This is a genomic window from Arthrobacter sp. MDT2-3, from assembly GCF_059090465.1.
In genome coordinates this window covers 251,565-265,210 of sequence record NZ_JBNHFS010000006.1, presented here as the reverse complement: position 1 = coordinate 265,210, position 13,646 = coordinate 251,565, and the positions used below count along the sequence as shown (strand labels likewise).

The 13,646-nt window shown below is 58.7% G+C and carries 11 protein-coding genes; 6 read left to right on the top strand and 5 right to left on the bottom strand.

Annotated elements, in window-relative coordinates; all coding sequences use genetic code 11:
• Positions 1–118: 118 nt before the first annotated feature.
• Complete coding sequence (locus AC5RUQ_RS17850) at positions 119–898, bottom strand: SDR family NAD(P)-dependent oxidoreductase (protein WP_493948668.1); 780 nt, start codon at positions 896–898, stop codon at positions 119–121.
• Between the two features lie 380 nt (positions 899–1,278).
• Here AC5RUQ_RS17850 and AC5RUQ_RS17845 point away from each other — a divergent pair, with 380 nt between their 5' ends.
• The 6 genes from AC5RUQ_RS17845 to AC5RUQ_RS17820 all read left to right on the top strand — a co-directional run bounded on the left by AC5RUQ_RS17845 (position 1,279) and on the right by AC5RUQ_RS17820 (position 8,488).
• Positions 1,279–4,170: an FAD-binding and (Fe-S)-binding domain-containing protein gene (locus AC5RUQ_RS17845; protein ID WP_493948667.1), complete on the top strand. Its 2,892-nt coding sequence runs from the start codon at positions 1,279–1,281 to the stop codon at positions 4,168–4,170.
• Positions 4,171–4,479: 309 nt separating this feature from the next.
• The gene (locus AC5RUQ_RS17840) at positions 4,480–5,322 is read left to right on the top strand and encodes a citryl-CoA lyase (protein WP_493948666.1); all 843 of its coding nucleotides are present in this window, start codon (positions 4,480–4,482) and stop codon (positions 5,320–5,322) included.
• 18 nt (positions 5,323–5,340) lie between these two features.
• Positions 5,341–5,871, top strand: coding sequence for a MaoC/PaaZ C-terminal domain-containing protein (locus tag AC5RUQ_RS17835; RefSeq protein ID WP_493948665.1), 531 nt, complete (start codon positions 5,341–5,343; stop codon positions 5,869–5,871).
• Positions 5,861–6,901 carry an alcohol dehydrogenase catalytic domain-containing protein gene (locus tag AC5RUQ_RS17830; protein ID WP_493948663.1) on the top strand — a complete coding sequence of 347 codons (1,041 nt, stop codon included), beginning with the start codon at positions 5,861–5,863 and terminating at the stop codon, positions 6,899–6,901. Before AC5RUQ_RS17835 ends, AC5RUQ_RS17830 begins: the two co-directional genes overlap by 11 nt.
• Before the next feature lie 167 nt (positions 6,902–7,068).
• Positions 7,069–7,641, top strand: a complete 573-nt coding sequence (locus AC5RUQ_RS17825; RefSeq protein ID WP_493948661.1) for an NUDIX hydrolase — start codon at positions 7,069–7,071, stop codon at positions 7,639–7,641.
• 31 nt (positions 7,642–7,672) lie between these two features.
• Entirely contained in the window at positions 7,673–8,488 is an 816-nt protein-coding gene (locus AC5RUQ_RS17820; RefSeq protein WP_493948660.1) for an alpha/beta fold hydrolase, read from the top strand.
• Between the two features lie 294 nt (positions 8,489–8,782).
• Here the strand turns inward: AC5RUQ_RS17820 and AC5RUQ_RS17815 are convergent, their stop codons facing one another.
• From AC5RUQ_RS17815 to AC5RUQ_RS17800, 4 genes are all read right to left on the bottom strand, one after another.
• Positions 8,783–10,030: an MFS transporter gene (locus AC5RUQ_RS17815; protein WP_493948659.1), complete on the bottom strand. Its 1,248-nt coding sequence runs from the start codon at positions 10,028–10,030 to the stop codon at positions 8,783–8,785.
• A gap of 389 nt (positions 10,031–10,419) precedes the next feature.
• Positions 10,420–10,587, bottom strand: coding sequence for an aldehyde dehydrogenase family protein (locus AC5RUQ_RS17810; RefSeq protein WP_493948657.1), 168 nt, complete (start codon positions 10,585–10,587; stop codon positions 10,420–10,422).
• A 135-nt stretch (positions 10,588–10,722) separates the two neighbouring features.
• Positions 10,723–11,871, bottom strand: coding sequence for an alcohol dehydrogenase family protein (locus tag AC5RUQ_RS17805; RefSeq protein ID WP_493948655.1), 1,149 nt, complete (start codon positions 11,869–11,871; stop codon positions 10,723–10,725).
• Positions 11,872–11,905: 34 nt separating this feature from the next.
• Positions 11,906–13,354, bottom strand: coding sequence for an aldehyde dehydrogenase family protein (locus AC5RUQ_RS17800; protein WP_493948654.1), 1,449 nt, complete (start codon positions 13,352–13,354; stop codon positions 11,906–11,908).
• Positions 13,355–13,646 lie beyond the last annotated feature (292 nt).

Here is a 13,646-nt window from a genome sequence, read left to right as displayed (position 1 = left end):
GATACACCTTTCACGTCCCGGAGTTCAGCTTCTGTCTTGCTCCGGCTGTTTCATGTTGTCCCCACTTGGGGCCCTGGTTGATGGTTTGTTTGTTAGCCCGACATGCAGCCCGGCAGATTTAGGTGGCGTTCCAGCCGCCATCGACCTGAATGGTCTGACCGTTGACATAGCTGGCAGCATCGGAAGCGAGGAAGAGGACGACACTCGCGACTTCTGATGGTTCACCTGACCGTTTTGCGGGGATGAGGAAGTCCATGATTTCGGGCGATACGCCAATGCCGCGTTGCTGGGTTGAGACCAGGTCGCCGAGGATTTCCTCGGAGGTCGCGCGGAGGTTGGTTTTGATAACGCCGGGAGCGACGACGTTGGCGGTCACGCCGTGTGGGGCAACATCGATGGCAAGCCGCCGAGTCAGGCCTTCCAGACCAGCCTTGGAAGCGACATAGGAGATTCCGTCGGCCGCACCCCGCTGGCCTGCAACTGAACCAATAGCGATGATCCGGCCGGAGTTCTGCTTTGTCATCACCTGTGCAGCGGCGCGGGCTCCGTAGAAGGCCCCGGTCAGGTTGACTCCGATGATCTTGGCCCATAGCTCCGGGGTCGTTTCAAGCACGTCGGCGTACCCGTCAAATACACCTGCGCTGTTGACGAAGACGTCCAACTTCCCGGTCTTGTCCACGACCTCGTCAACCAGCGAGGATACCGACTGGTAGTCGCTGACATCTGCAACCCTTGTGTGAAGTGACTCCGGAGAGCCGAGTTCGTTTCGGGTCTCTGCGAGACGTTCCTCGGAGATATCGCTGGCATAGACCTCATATCCTGCTTCGACAAATGCCTTGGCAATGCCTCGACCGATACCCGATCCGGATCCTGTGATTAATACGCTTTTTCTTCCCATGCCATTCAAACTACGGGGGTGATCGCTGGTGCGAAACTGGCAACTTCACGGCATCGGGCCGTTCTCTTCGTGGAAGCTACAGGTAGTGTCGCAGAGCTCCACACACTGCGATGATCTGCCCAGTCCCGTACCGGTAGGGCACGACAGGGTTTGCACCCCGGATCTAGGGGGAGAGTTGAGGCAGCAGCATAGGGGGCCCTCGGAAAAGGACCAAAGTTCCGTTCTTTCTTTCGAAGAAATTATGGCGGCTGCTTCCCCTGAGACCACCCTAAGATCTCAGAACGGTATTCCATGGCGAAGGTAACGCCTCCTCGACAGGGCAGAGCCGCCACCAGTCTTAGATAGGCCCGACAGGCCACCTTACGGAAAGTTTCAGCACCATGAGCTCAGACATCACCGAAGCGCTTGTTCGTGATCTTAAAGACGCTGGCATAGAGGTGGACAGCAGTAGTCGGCGACGGACCGAGTACTCGTTTGATGCCTCCAACTACCGTGTCCGGCCACTGGCGGTCGCCTTTCCCCGCAGCAGCCACGACGTCAGGTCGATTATTCGCGTTTGCCGGCGTCATGGGTGCCCTGTGACAAGTCGGGGTGGTGGGACCAGCATGGCGGGCAACGCCATCGGAAGTGGCCTCGTGCTGGATTTTTCGCGGTATATGAACCGCTTGCTGCAACTGGACCTGGAGTCACGGACTGTCACTGTTGAACCTGGGATCATCCTGACTACCTTGCAAAAGGAAATACAAGCAGCAACAGGTGGGACCTATACTTTCGCTCCTGACCCCTCATCGATGGGGCGCGTTACTGTGGCGGGGGCGATAGGCAACGATGCTTGCGGCAACCACTCGGTCAGGGACGGCAGAACCGCCGACCATATCGTTTCAGTGGACCTGGTGACGGCATCGGGACACTTGGTGACTGCTGAAGCAGGCGGAGTCAGGGCCCTCGATCCCTCGGACGCGGAATCGACGGCGGAGGCCGCACGAATCCAGGAAGGACTGAAGCATCTTGCTGACTCCAACCTCGCCGTTTTCAGGACTGAGTTCGGTCGACTTGCACGGCAGGTTTCCGGATACCAGTTGGCGAACCTCCTCCCTGAGAACGGGTTCGATACGGCTAAGGCGCTGGCCGGCAGCGAAGGTACCTGCGCCGTCATCGTCTCTGCCACCGTCAAGTTGGCAAAGGTCGCACCCTCCGCGCTTCTCGTTTGCCTGGGCTATCCCGACGTCGTTGCCGCAGCGTCAGATGTACCCGAGATTCTGCGTTTTAATCCTGCAGCCGTTGAAGGTATCGATGATGCCATCGTTCAAACGGTCCGCCATCGTCGGGGGGATGAGGCAGTCGGGGCGCTGCCTAAAGGCAACGCCTACCTGTATGTCGACCTGGATGGTGAAAACCCTGAAGATGTTCGTCTGCAGGCGGAGAATCTTCTGCAAAGCTTGGCTGAGCGCGGAAATCTCCTGGAAGGATTGGCCGTACCGGATCCGCGTGACCGGGCGAACCTGTGGCGCGTAAGGGAAGACGGGGCGGGTCTGTCATCCCGGCTCGCTGACGGCGAGCAGTCGTGGGCCGGGTGGGAGGATGCAGCAGTTTCTCCGGAAAATCTGGCCGCGTATCTTTCGGACTTCACTGCCCTGCTGGAAAAACATCAACTTCGCGGCGTCATGTACGGGCACTTCGGAGCAGGCTGCACCCATGTACGAATAACCTTTGACCCACGAAGCGACTCCGGACGAGCTGTCATGGAACGGTTTCTCCGGGAGGCCGCGGCTTTGGTCAGCCGCCACGGCGGCTCCCTTTCTGGTGAACATGGGGATGGCAGGGCCCGTTCCGAACTCCTTCCGATTATGTATAGCCCTGCAGCAATCGCAGCCTTTACTCACTACAAGGCCATCTGGGACCCGCAGGAACTTCTAAACCCTGGAATCATCACCAAACCCGCCCCGATCATGTCCGATCTCGCTCTTGCTGGCGCCCCCGCACGCGGTTTCCGGACTTCCTTTGCCCTCGAGCCGACGCTGAAAGGCCGGGAAGGCTTCCCCGACGCCGTTCAATCCTGTATCGGCGTCGGACGATGCCGCACGACGGCTGGAGCGGGAGTCATGTGTCCCAGCTACCGGGCCACTCGGGACGAAAAAGACTCAACCAGGGGCCGCGCCCGTGTGCTGCAGGAAATGGTCATGGGGTCCAGAACGGCGCAGGAGGGGTGGAAATCGAAAGACGTTCGAGAGTCCCTGGACCTCTGCCTTTCCTGCAAGGCATGTTCAAGTGACTGTCCCGCAGGAGTCGACATGGCTTCGTATAAATCCGAGTTCTTCCACCACTTCTACCAGAGGCGCCTGCGTCCTTTGTCGCACTACAGCCTGGGTTGGCTGCCGACGTGGCTGAAGGTCACCGGCCGCATCGCCCCATTGATCAACATGACCCTTCGCAGCCCTCTTGCTGGGCTTATCGCCCGTGCCGCAGGAATCACAACGAAACGCAAGATGCCTGACTTCGCGTCCCGTGGCCAGCTTGAAAGGGAAATCGGCACCGCCCGGCCAACTGATGCGGACACGGTACTCTTCGTTGACAGTTTCACCCGCGGCTTCCGGCCCGCAGTTGCGGGTGCAGCGAAACGGGTACTCGAGGACGCCCAGAAATCGGTTGAGTGCAGCGCGGACCAGTGCTGCGGCTTGACCTGGATCTCAACAGGTCAATTGGATACCGCCCGGAAGCTCCTAAGGAAGACCGCCGCAGCCCTGGACGACGGTACGGATCGTCCAATTGTCGTCATCGAGCCCAGCTGCGCAGCAGCACTGCGAAAAGACCTGCCAGAGCTCGTGCCAACAGAGTCCGCCCGCCGCGTCGCAAGTCGAATCCAGAACTTTGCAGGCGCGGTCCTGGAACAAGCAAACGCAGGCTGGCGTCCCCAGACCATCCCCACCTCAGTAACTGTTCAAACTCATTGCCACGAATACGCCACCTTTGGCTCGGCATCACAAACTTCTGCGCTGGCTGCTCTAGGAGTGAGCAGTATCAACCAAGCCACCGGATGCTGCGGCGTTGCTGGAAACTTCGGTTTCGAACACCAGCACTTTGACGTCAGCATGGCAGTGGCCGAACAGTCTCTGGTACCCGCGCTACGGGAGACGTCGGAAGGGACTCCGATCCTGACGGACGGATTCAGCTGCCACATGCAGGTCCGGCAAATCTTGGAAAACCACACAGACCAGGCGTCAAGGCATCTGGCTGAAATCATCGATCCTGGACCTGCGCATGACCGGCAGTAGGTTCTGCAGGTCTCAAGTCATCGAGTAAACACACTCCAGTGCGCCCTCAAAGACCCCCGGGTCCTCCAGCTGCTACGGGCGTTGGAGGACCCGGAACCAACCATGTTGCAGCAACCACGGGATGGATAGGTGCGATGCCATTGGAATCTTTACCCCTGCGGGCCACAGCCTCGTTGAAACTCCAATGCCGGCAACGCCAAATGGGACCTACAGTTCCTTCTGTTAGCGCAGATTTGTCCAGAAGTACGCCCTAAGGGTACGGGCCCCATCAGCCCTTTTTTAAGACACTTATCGGTTCGGGAGACTACATTGGAAGCGGAAATCGCGGAGCAATCAAGGGACTATTGGTCATCGGCTGTCAGCCAAGTCACCGATACCAAGGTGTACGTGCGTGGGTACGACCTTGAGGATCTCATTGGGCAAATCCCTTTTACTGCAGCCATTTTCCTGCTGATTCGCGGTCGCGTTCCCACCCCGCACGAGGTGCGGTGTTTGGACGCTGTGCTCAGCGGCGTACTGGACTACGCCCTTGAAAAGCCAGGAACACTGGCTGCCCGGTTTGCCGTCTCCGCCAATCCCAGTATGGCAATCGGCATGTCCGCTGCCTGCTTGTCTGTCGGCAAGCACACGCTTTCGACCGAAGAGACGGGCCGCTTCATCCTTGCGACTCACGCCGAGTACCAAAGCTCGGGGCTGCCGCTGGAAGAATTCGCGGAGGCAAAGGTGAGCGCGATGCGGCAGATAAAGGAGAGGATCCCCGGTCTCGGTCATCCGGTCTTCAAGAAGATTGACCCCCGTGGCGAACGTCTTAAAGAAATAGCAGTGAAGGAGGGAGTCTGGGGAGAATCGGCTGAAGTGTACGAGGCCGTTCACAGGGCCTTCACTGAACTCCCTGGCAAGTCAGACATTCCGATCAACGACGTGGGGGTCATGGCAGCGATACTGCTTGGGTTGGGCTTCACGCCAGAAGAGGGCACGGGCATAGCTGTACTCTCCACACTTCCGGGAGTCATCGCACACGTATCCGAAGAACTCTCCGCCGGTAAGCCAATCCGCATTGTTCCGCGTGACGCTGCACACTATAACGGCGTCACAGACAGAGACTTCAATGCGGATCGAGCCAAAGCCGGCTGGAAATCACCTTCCACCTAGCCGGCACTGAAAGGAGCCATGATGGCCCCCTCGACAGACAATCGTCTTATCCCGTCGGCAACCAGGTTCCTCGAGGACCTGGAAATTGGTGATTCCTGGCTTTCGCAAGGCCGCACCATCACCGAAACGGATCTTGTCACCTTCGCCACCTGGTCAGGTGACATGCACCCTTTGCATACCAACGAGGAATATGCCAAAGCAACCGAATTCGGCGGACGGATATTCCATGGCCCCGGCGCCTTAGCCATCGCCTTTGGCTTGGAAATGGCCGTCGGGTGGAAAGAACAATCCGCTATAGCTTTCCTCGGCATCCAGGACTGGAAGCTGGCTGCACCCGTCCGGGTCGGGGACACTATCTCAGTGCGGGAAGAAGTAACGGAGCTCCAACCCTCGGCAACCAAGGCGGATCGCGGCATCGTCAGAACCAAAGTTGAGGTGCTCAATCAACGAGGCGAGACTTGTCAGAGCGGCTTTTGGGTGGTCCTCTTGTACCGGTCATCCGCGCACGCACCCAGCGGCACAGCTAAGGCCGCATCTGATGGTGAGTAGCGGAGTTACCCCGGAGACCATGGTCGCCTTCCCCCTTTTAGCATTCGGTGGCAGTGAAGTTCTCCAAGCACGTTCTCGAGATGTCCCGGTCCCAGGATGGGGCCAAGTCCTCGTGAAAGTAGAAGCGTGCGGCGTTTGCGGCCAGGACATCATGAGAAGAAGCGGCAAGGTCGATCGCGTCCTTGGGACGACCATGGGGCATGAAATTGCGGGCACAGTCGCCGTCACTGGTCCCGGCTTGACCAAACTCGGAGTTGGGGACCGGGTTGCCTCGACACAACGCCGGTCCTGTCATCGATGCCGGGACTGCTTAGGTGGACGGGAAGTTCTCTGTATGGAGGGGCTCCTCTACGGAGAGGGCTTGGATGGCGGTTACGCCGAGTACTGCCTTTTGGATGAACTCAGCCTTGCCCACATCCCTGATGAAGTTTCTTCTGAAGCTGCCGCCATTGCTGCATGCGCGATTGGGACCGGATATCATGCGCTGACTCTCGCTGGCGTAAAACCAGGGCAGCGCGTGCTGGTAACAGGGGCGAGCGGGGGAATCGGCATACATGCCTTACAGCTGGCCCGCAGTATGGGAGCTGAGGTTGTGGCGGTCACGTCGAGCGAGCGAAAAGTCGATCGGCTGCGGTTGTATGCCGACGAGGTTATCGTTGCTGCGGGAGGAAAGTTCGACAGCGAGGTTCGACAACGAAATATCCAACCTGACATTGTCCTTGAGATGACTGCCTACGCAACCCTGGACAGCAGTCTCCGCTCTGTCCGGCGTGGTGGCACTGTCGTCGTTGTTGGGAATTTAGAAAACAAGGCAGTCGGGATTTTGCCGGGGGCGCTGATCCTCCGAGAGATACGCCTCATAGGCTCAAAGGCGTGCAGCCTTGCCGAACTGGAGGATTGCCTGCGATTCCTACAACGCAACATGGTGCAGGCCGAGATACAGGAAATCCTTTCTTTGGATTCTGTTCCGGCCGCCCATGACCTTCTCGAATCCGGCGGCGTTTACGGCAGAGTCGTGCTGAAACCGTGAGACCCAAACCACGCAAGTTAACCAGCCTCAGGAAAGGGGCAAGAGTGACACGGGTACCCCAAGCACAGCCAGGACCTTTGGTTAGTCCACGCCTTGCGGTGAGCGTTGTTCTGCTTAGGGACTCACCGGCTGGACTCGAAGTGTTTGTTCAGCACAGGGCCTCGACCATGGATTTTGCTGCCGACGTCATCGCATTCCCCGGCGGGCGGGTTGACGAGATTGACTCCTCACACCTGCAATTCAGCGCTTCCCTGCTGGAGGCGCACGCTGATGCTTGGAAGCGCACCAGCATTGGAGAGAACTTGTCTCAGGCACGGCCTGAGGCTGGCCGGCTGATTGCTGCAGCGACCCGGGAGGTGTCGGAGGAGTGCAACATAGCCTTAGACCCGGAGGCGCTCAGGCCATGGGCTAACTGGATAACGCCGGAAGGTTCGCCGAAGCGATTTGATACTTACTTTTTTGTCAGTGCGGTGATGCCGGGCGTGGAACCGCGTCACGCTACTACTGAGGCATCGCAATCGCAGTGGTCGCCTGTGCAGGAACTCCTGGACGGGGAAAGTGCCGGGAACCTCAGGTTTTTGCCGCCTACGCTTGCCATCTTGGATGACCTCCTTAACCTCGGTGCTACAGAGCAGGTATGCGCATGTCAGCGAACGATTGAACCCGTACGTCTACGTCCTGATGGTTTAGAAGATTTTTTTCGGGCTCGCCGTGCCAGAAAAAACAGCGCCGAGGCCTAGCATCAGTCAGAACAATTGAAAGGGAATTTCCGTGAGCGGTACTAACCTGGCCTTCGAAACCTCTGATGGAGTGACACTCCGCTACGACGATGAGGGCGAAGGGCGCCCGGTTGTCTTCTCCTCCGGCTTCCAAGCGCAAAGCGCACACTTCGTGTGGCAGCGCGATGCTCTGGTGGAAGCTGGATACCGTGTGATCAGATATGACCACAGGTGCCACGGGCGCTCTGACCTTCCGGAGCACGGACAGAGGATGAGCCGCCTCGCTCTGGATCTCGGCGAGCTGTTGACCGCCTTGGACCTCCGTGACGTTGTTCTCGTCGGTCACTCGATGGGAGCGAATGTCAGCCTGGCTCACTTTTCCATCGCCACTAATCCCTGGGAGCGCACAACGGCATTCGTCGCAGTTGACCAGTCCCCGAAGATCGTCAACGGCGAGGACTGGCAATGGGGTGTCCGTGGCATCACGGAGCAAAACGTCTTCGATGCGGCCCATTTTCGGTTCGAATGGTTCGATAATGGCCGTGAACCGGCTATGCCCGACTTCGTGAAAGAGTTGGTCGAATCGATCGAGCCCTCTTGGGAGACGTTCCCGTTCGACAAGGCACGCCGCCTGCTCATCGATCACATGGTCTCCGATTGGCGCGACGTGGTGCCGCGGATCGCGGTCCCGACATTGGTCATCACCGGCCGGCATACCCCGTTCTACGAGCTTGAGGGAATGCGCTGGTTTGCCGACACTGTGCCCGACGGCCGCCTAAGTGTATTTGAGCACAGCGGCCACGACCCCTACCTGAACGAATATCCTGAGTTCAACGCTCAACTCCTGGAGTTCATCGCCCAGCACTGAACCCGCAGACGTTGACCCCGGGACGTGGCGGGGAGACGACCGGCCAGAACGCGAACGGGTCTTTCCTTCCGGGCGGCTCCTTGCCCTCCCCTTTTCCTTTCCGGACCTCTGCTTTCCCGTGCGGGCGGATGCAACCGGCCAGCCCGATCTAGACACAGCTGTGGGCGCCACCTTCGTCCACGTAGGCCGTCCTTAGGGCGTGGCTGCGTCACATAGCCGCAGACTTTCGCGTGGAATCTTCGCGGTCGAATTGGTCCCAGCTTCAAGACACTTGCATGCCCATTCTTGTGTGGCTCATTCGGCTCCTCGGGCTTGCCGGTGATGCACCAGGCAGACGCCGGCGATGATAAGAACGCATCCTGAAGCGCCCAGCAGGAACGTGTTGACTGCGGCCGCGGCGCCCCAATAATCCATGCCATACCCAAGACCAAGAACCGGCAGGGCGCTACCCAGATAGGTGATGACATACATGAGGCTTACGCTCTGGGCAGCGGCTCCTGGCGGGAGTTCTGAGTTAAGTGCGCCGAAGAGTGTCCGGAAACCCAACCCCTGGCTCAGTCCTGTGAGGGTTACAGCAATCAGAAGCAATCCCGGGAGTTGCTGAATTTGGGCGGACACGATCAGCACGAGGCTTCCTGCCATAACCATCAGGCTGACCGCTGCTCTTTGACGGCCAGGAATCGGTAGTAGCTGTGCGCATGCTGAGGCGCCCAGTATCAGCGCCCCCGTGAGCCCGCCCATAATCCTGGCTCCGCCTAGCATAGGGGCAAAGAACGCCGGGGCGACGGAGAGAAAAAAACCAAACACGGCAAATGATACAAAACCAGTACCCGAGGTGAGAAAGAACGACCTTGAGGCAGCTCTGGGTAACGATGGGCGGGGCGGGCGCAGACTCTCGAAGAAGCCATGCGGTCTGGGAGCAAGGACTGGAGGATTCGCACGCACCGCGGCCAGCAAAATGACGACCACCGCTAAAGTCACGAGATACACCGAGAACGGCACTCCGACCGGATCGCCGAGCTCCGATAGCCATCCACCGACAAGGGGGCCGGCGGCGCCGCCTCCCACGGACGCAAGGAGGATGATCCTCGCGCAAAGATCCGGTTCGCCCGGCAACAGGTCCCTAAGTGCTGCTGCGCCGGCCCCGAACGACAGAGCAACTGCCAGTCCGTGAAGTGCCCGCCCTGCCAGTAGTCCGGGGAGGCCCGAAGCCGTGAGGACAACTACTGCCGCAAGGATGCCAAGCGTCAAGCTTGTCAAGAGCACAACTCGTCGGCCCATGTACTCGGACCAGTGGCCAAAAAGGGGTAATCCAATTACGACCGGCAAGATATAGGCTACAAACGCTGCCGTAACGGCGCCGTTGCCCAGCGACATACGTTCCTGGAACACTGGAAAAAGAGGGGTTATTAGATTGGTCCCCAAGGGGAGTAATCCGAGGCTGGAGGTAGCAAGACCAATTCGCACGGCGGGCGGCGCGTCCCAGCCTCTGCGCGCGGGGATGGGGCGGAGCAGGAACTCCCTGACGAGGTTCAACAGCATAGTCTTTACTCCAGATCAGGCTGTGCAGGCTCAAGTGGCACGACAGGCGTGGCAGCAGCGGCCAGCACCAATGTCGATATCTCTCTCATTGACGTATAAAGATTCAGCACAAAGATGCGGCATCTACCCCCGAAGGTCTCAGCCTAAAAGCCGCAGCTCCTTCAAGGACAGAGCCCCCGTATCCACTGCTCGTGGATCAATTTCTCCAACAATCTGTCGTCGGCGGTAAAATTTTCACCGTATGAAGAACCGGCGCGTTCTCTACTCCGTCAAATTATGGGCAGACGACTTGGGGACCCACCGGTAGAGTGGGCCCCCAAACGCGACTCTTTAGTTTTAGGCGGTGGCGTCTGGCTTGACAATCACATGCTTGAGCCGCGAGTACTCGTCTATTCCGTTGGCAGAGAGTTCGCGCCCCATCCCGGACTCACCGTACCCGCCAAGGGCATTTCGGACGCTGGGAATATGTGCTGGTTTACCCAGGCAGTACCGAACTGCAGTTCCCGTGAAAAGCGGAGTGTGCGGGCGAGGTTTGTGGTCCAGACTCCCGGAGACAACCCACGAAGTTAACATAGTTCGCGAGCCTGTGCGATTCATCATGGCCCTTGGCCGACTGGATGGCGACGACAGGGCCGAATCCTTCTAGCGGTGAGTTCTCGGGCTACTGAACCAGGTCCAAGAAGTTCCTCTTTTCAATTGTGGGTACTTGAGTAGGAACTCATAGAACTGTCAGGCACCACGACAATCTTGCCGATATGGGTTCTCCTAAGCAACGTCTCCTGAGCTTCACCGACCTTAGAGAGCGGAAAGACTTCCTCTACGAGAGGCTTGATCTTTCCCTCCTCGATGAGACCGACGAGACGAGCGAACGTTTCAGGCGTCGGGTTCGTGATCCCGTGCAAGTCCAGGTCCTTATAGATGAGTTCCCGAAGGTCGATACGACTCACCGGTCCACCGATGGCGCCTGCTGTTGCGTACCGACCCCCGCGCCGAAGCATTAGAAGCAAACTCTCGAACATGCTGCCTCCGACAACGTCAATGACAACGTCGGCGCCGCGTTCACCGATGATATCTGCAACGGCAGCCACTAGGTCCGGTTCCTCCCGTGCGACAAATCCGTCGACGCCGAGTTCCCTCAGCCGGGCCTGTTTGGCAGCACTCGCGATTGCGACTACGCGGGCGCCACGTGCCTGTGCCAGCTGGATAGTTGCAGTACCCACGCCGCCGGCCGCACCTGTCACGACGACCGTCTCGCCCTCACTAAGCTCGGTCCGAGCCAGCATCTCTTCGGCGGTGTCGTAAGAGCACGGGAAAGTGGCGAGTTCCGCATCACTGAGGTCAGTGCTCACCCTGTGCGCGTTCACGGACGGCACGTTTACATATTCCGCGAATCCGCCGTCTCGGTCACCGCCCAAGTACTCGACAATCTGAGCACGGCGAGGCAGCTGTGGATCCCGAACAGACGGGTCGACGACAACTCGAGTACCGATCCGGCTTTCATCCACTCCTTCCCCGACTGCCACGATCGTTCCAGCGACCGAAGCCCCCTGAACCCGAGGAAACGACATTTTCGTGCTATTCCAGGTGGCACCGGCCCCGTCCTCGCGCCCAGACAGACCAAGCTCCTCCGAGACCGACTCCTCCACCACCCGGTCGTACCATCCTGTGCGGGTGTTGATCTCGGTATTGTTGAGCGCGCAGGCGCCAACCTTGACGAGGACTCCTCCCGGCTCCGCAACAGGGGTCGGCACATCGGTCCTGTACACCAGCTGGTCGAGTCCACCGTGCCCGACCAATTGAACCGCAGCCATCTTTACCGGAACTTTTGTAATCGTGGTCATTGCTCTCTCTGTCATCTCCTAGTTATCTCAGCTTCTAAAGGTCGAGCCCAGGTTTCACCATGACGTGCTTCAGCTGGGAGTACTCGTCCAGACCGTGCAGAGACAGCTCGCGGCCGTAGCCCGACTCACCGTATCCGCCGAAGGGCATCTCAGAGACATTCGGTGTGTGTTGGTTGACCCAGACCGTGCCGAAGCGAAGTTCTTTGGTGAAGCGCAAAGTGCGTGCCAGGTTGGTCGTCCATACGCTTGCTGACAGGCCGTAGTTGACGTCATTGGCGAACTGCAGCATTTCGTCGTCGCTTTGTGCCGACTGGATAGTCACCACTGGGCCGAACACTTCGCTCTGAACGATCTCATCCGTCTGCTTGACGTCAGTGATCACAGTCGGTTCGATGAACCAGCCCGGCCGATCAGCCTGTTTTCCGCCCATCTTGATGGTGTTGCCGGCTTCCCGGGCGCGTTCAATGAACCCGAGCACCGACTTCAGTTGCTTCTCTGAAATCACCGGCCCCAGCGTCGTGGCAGGATCTGATGGGTCACCGAGGACAAGCTCGCTGACTGCCCTGCAATACTCCTCGACAAATTCCTCGTACACAGATTCTTCGACGATGATGCGGCACGCAGCCGTGCAATCTTGGCCAGCTCCGGAATAACCAAAGGCGACGAGGTCTTTGGCGGTTTTGCGGATTGGACTATCAGCGAAGACCAGCACCGGTGCCTTGCCACCGAGCTCCAGGCCCACTTTCTTGACGGTCTCTGCAGCAGTTGCTGCCACAAACTTGCCAGTCGCAGTTGCACCGGTGAAGGCGATCTTTCGAATTCCGGGGTGCTTGGCCATCGCGGTCCCCGCTTCTCCGCTACCAAGGATGAGGTTGATCACGCCTTCAGGAAGGAAGCGGTTGGCGATCTGGACCAGCTTGAGGGTGCTGAGCGGCGTCACCGTCGCGGGCTTGATCAGCATAGTGTTGCCGGCTGCGAGTGCCGGTGCGATCTTCCAGGCACCCATCAGTAGGGGATAGTTCCAAGGCGTGATGAGTCCGACGACACCGAGCGGCTCCCGGCGAACCCATGAAGTGCTCTCGTTGTCGTACTCATCAGCTGATGGCACCGTGGAGATGCGAGCAGCGCCTGCGAAGAATCGGAGAACATCCACAATTGTCGGCACCACGAACTCGCGCACATCTTCAAGGGGAAGCCCTACGTTCTCACTTTCAATCCGCGAGAATTCATCGCTCTCCTGCTCGACCGCGTCAGCGATTTTAAGCAGCACGGTCGCGCGCTCGGCCGGGGAGGTGTTTCCCCAAGTCTTGAACGCCGCCGAAGCTCGCTGCACGGCCGCATCGACGTCGGAATCAGATGCAATCGGGAACCTGGCGATCACTTCTCCGGTCGCTGGGTTAAATACCTTTGACGCGTTTTCATCACTCTCGTTAGCGAGGTACGTTTCCGCAAAGGCTGTAAGGTCCATGCTTTCCAGGGTCATTGTTATTCCTTCGGTGGTCGTCGTCCGAGTTTGGTCATCGTCCGAGCTCAATCATCGCTTGCCGGGAAGGGACACCGCCTCGGAATTTTTCCGAAACAAGCACAGAATAGTGAGCCATGGCACAACTGCACGATGTCCCAGCTGTCCGATCAGATTCCTATGTGCCAGTCAGTCAGGAAACATGCAGATCCATCAACCTGTCATCGCCCACAAAATGCCGACTCCCACTTCGTAAGTTTTCCTAGCCCGTCTCTCTGAAACTTGGGGAAGGATGTGAGCTAGGCCACGGCGT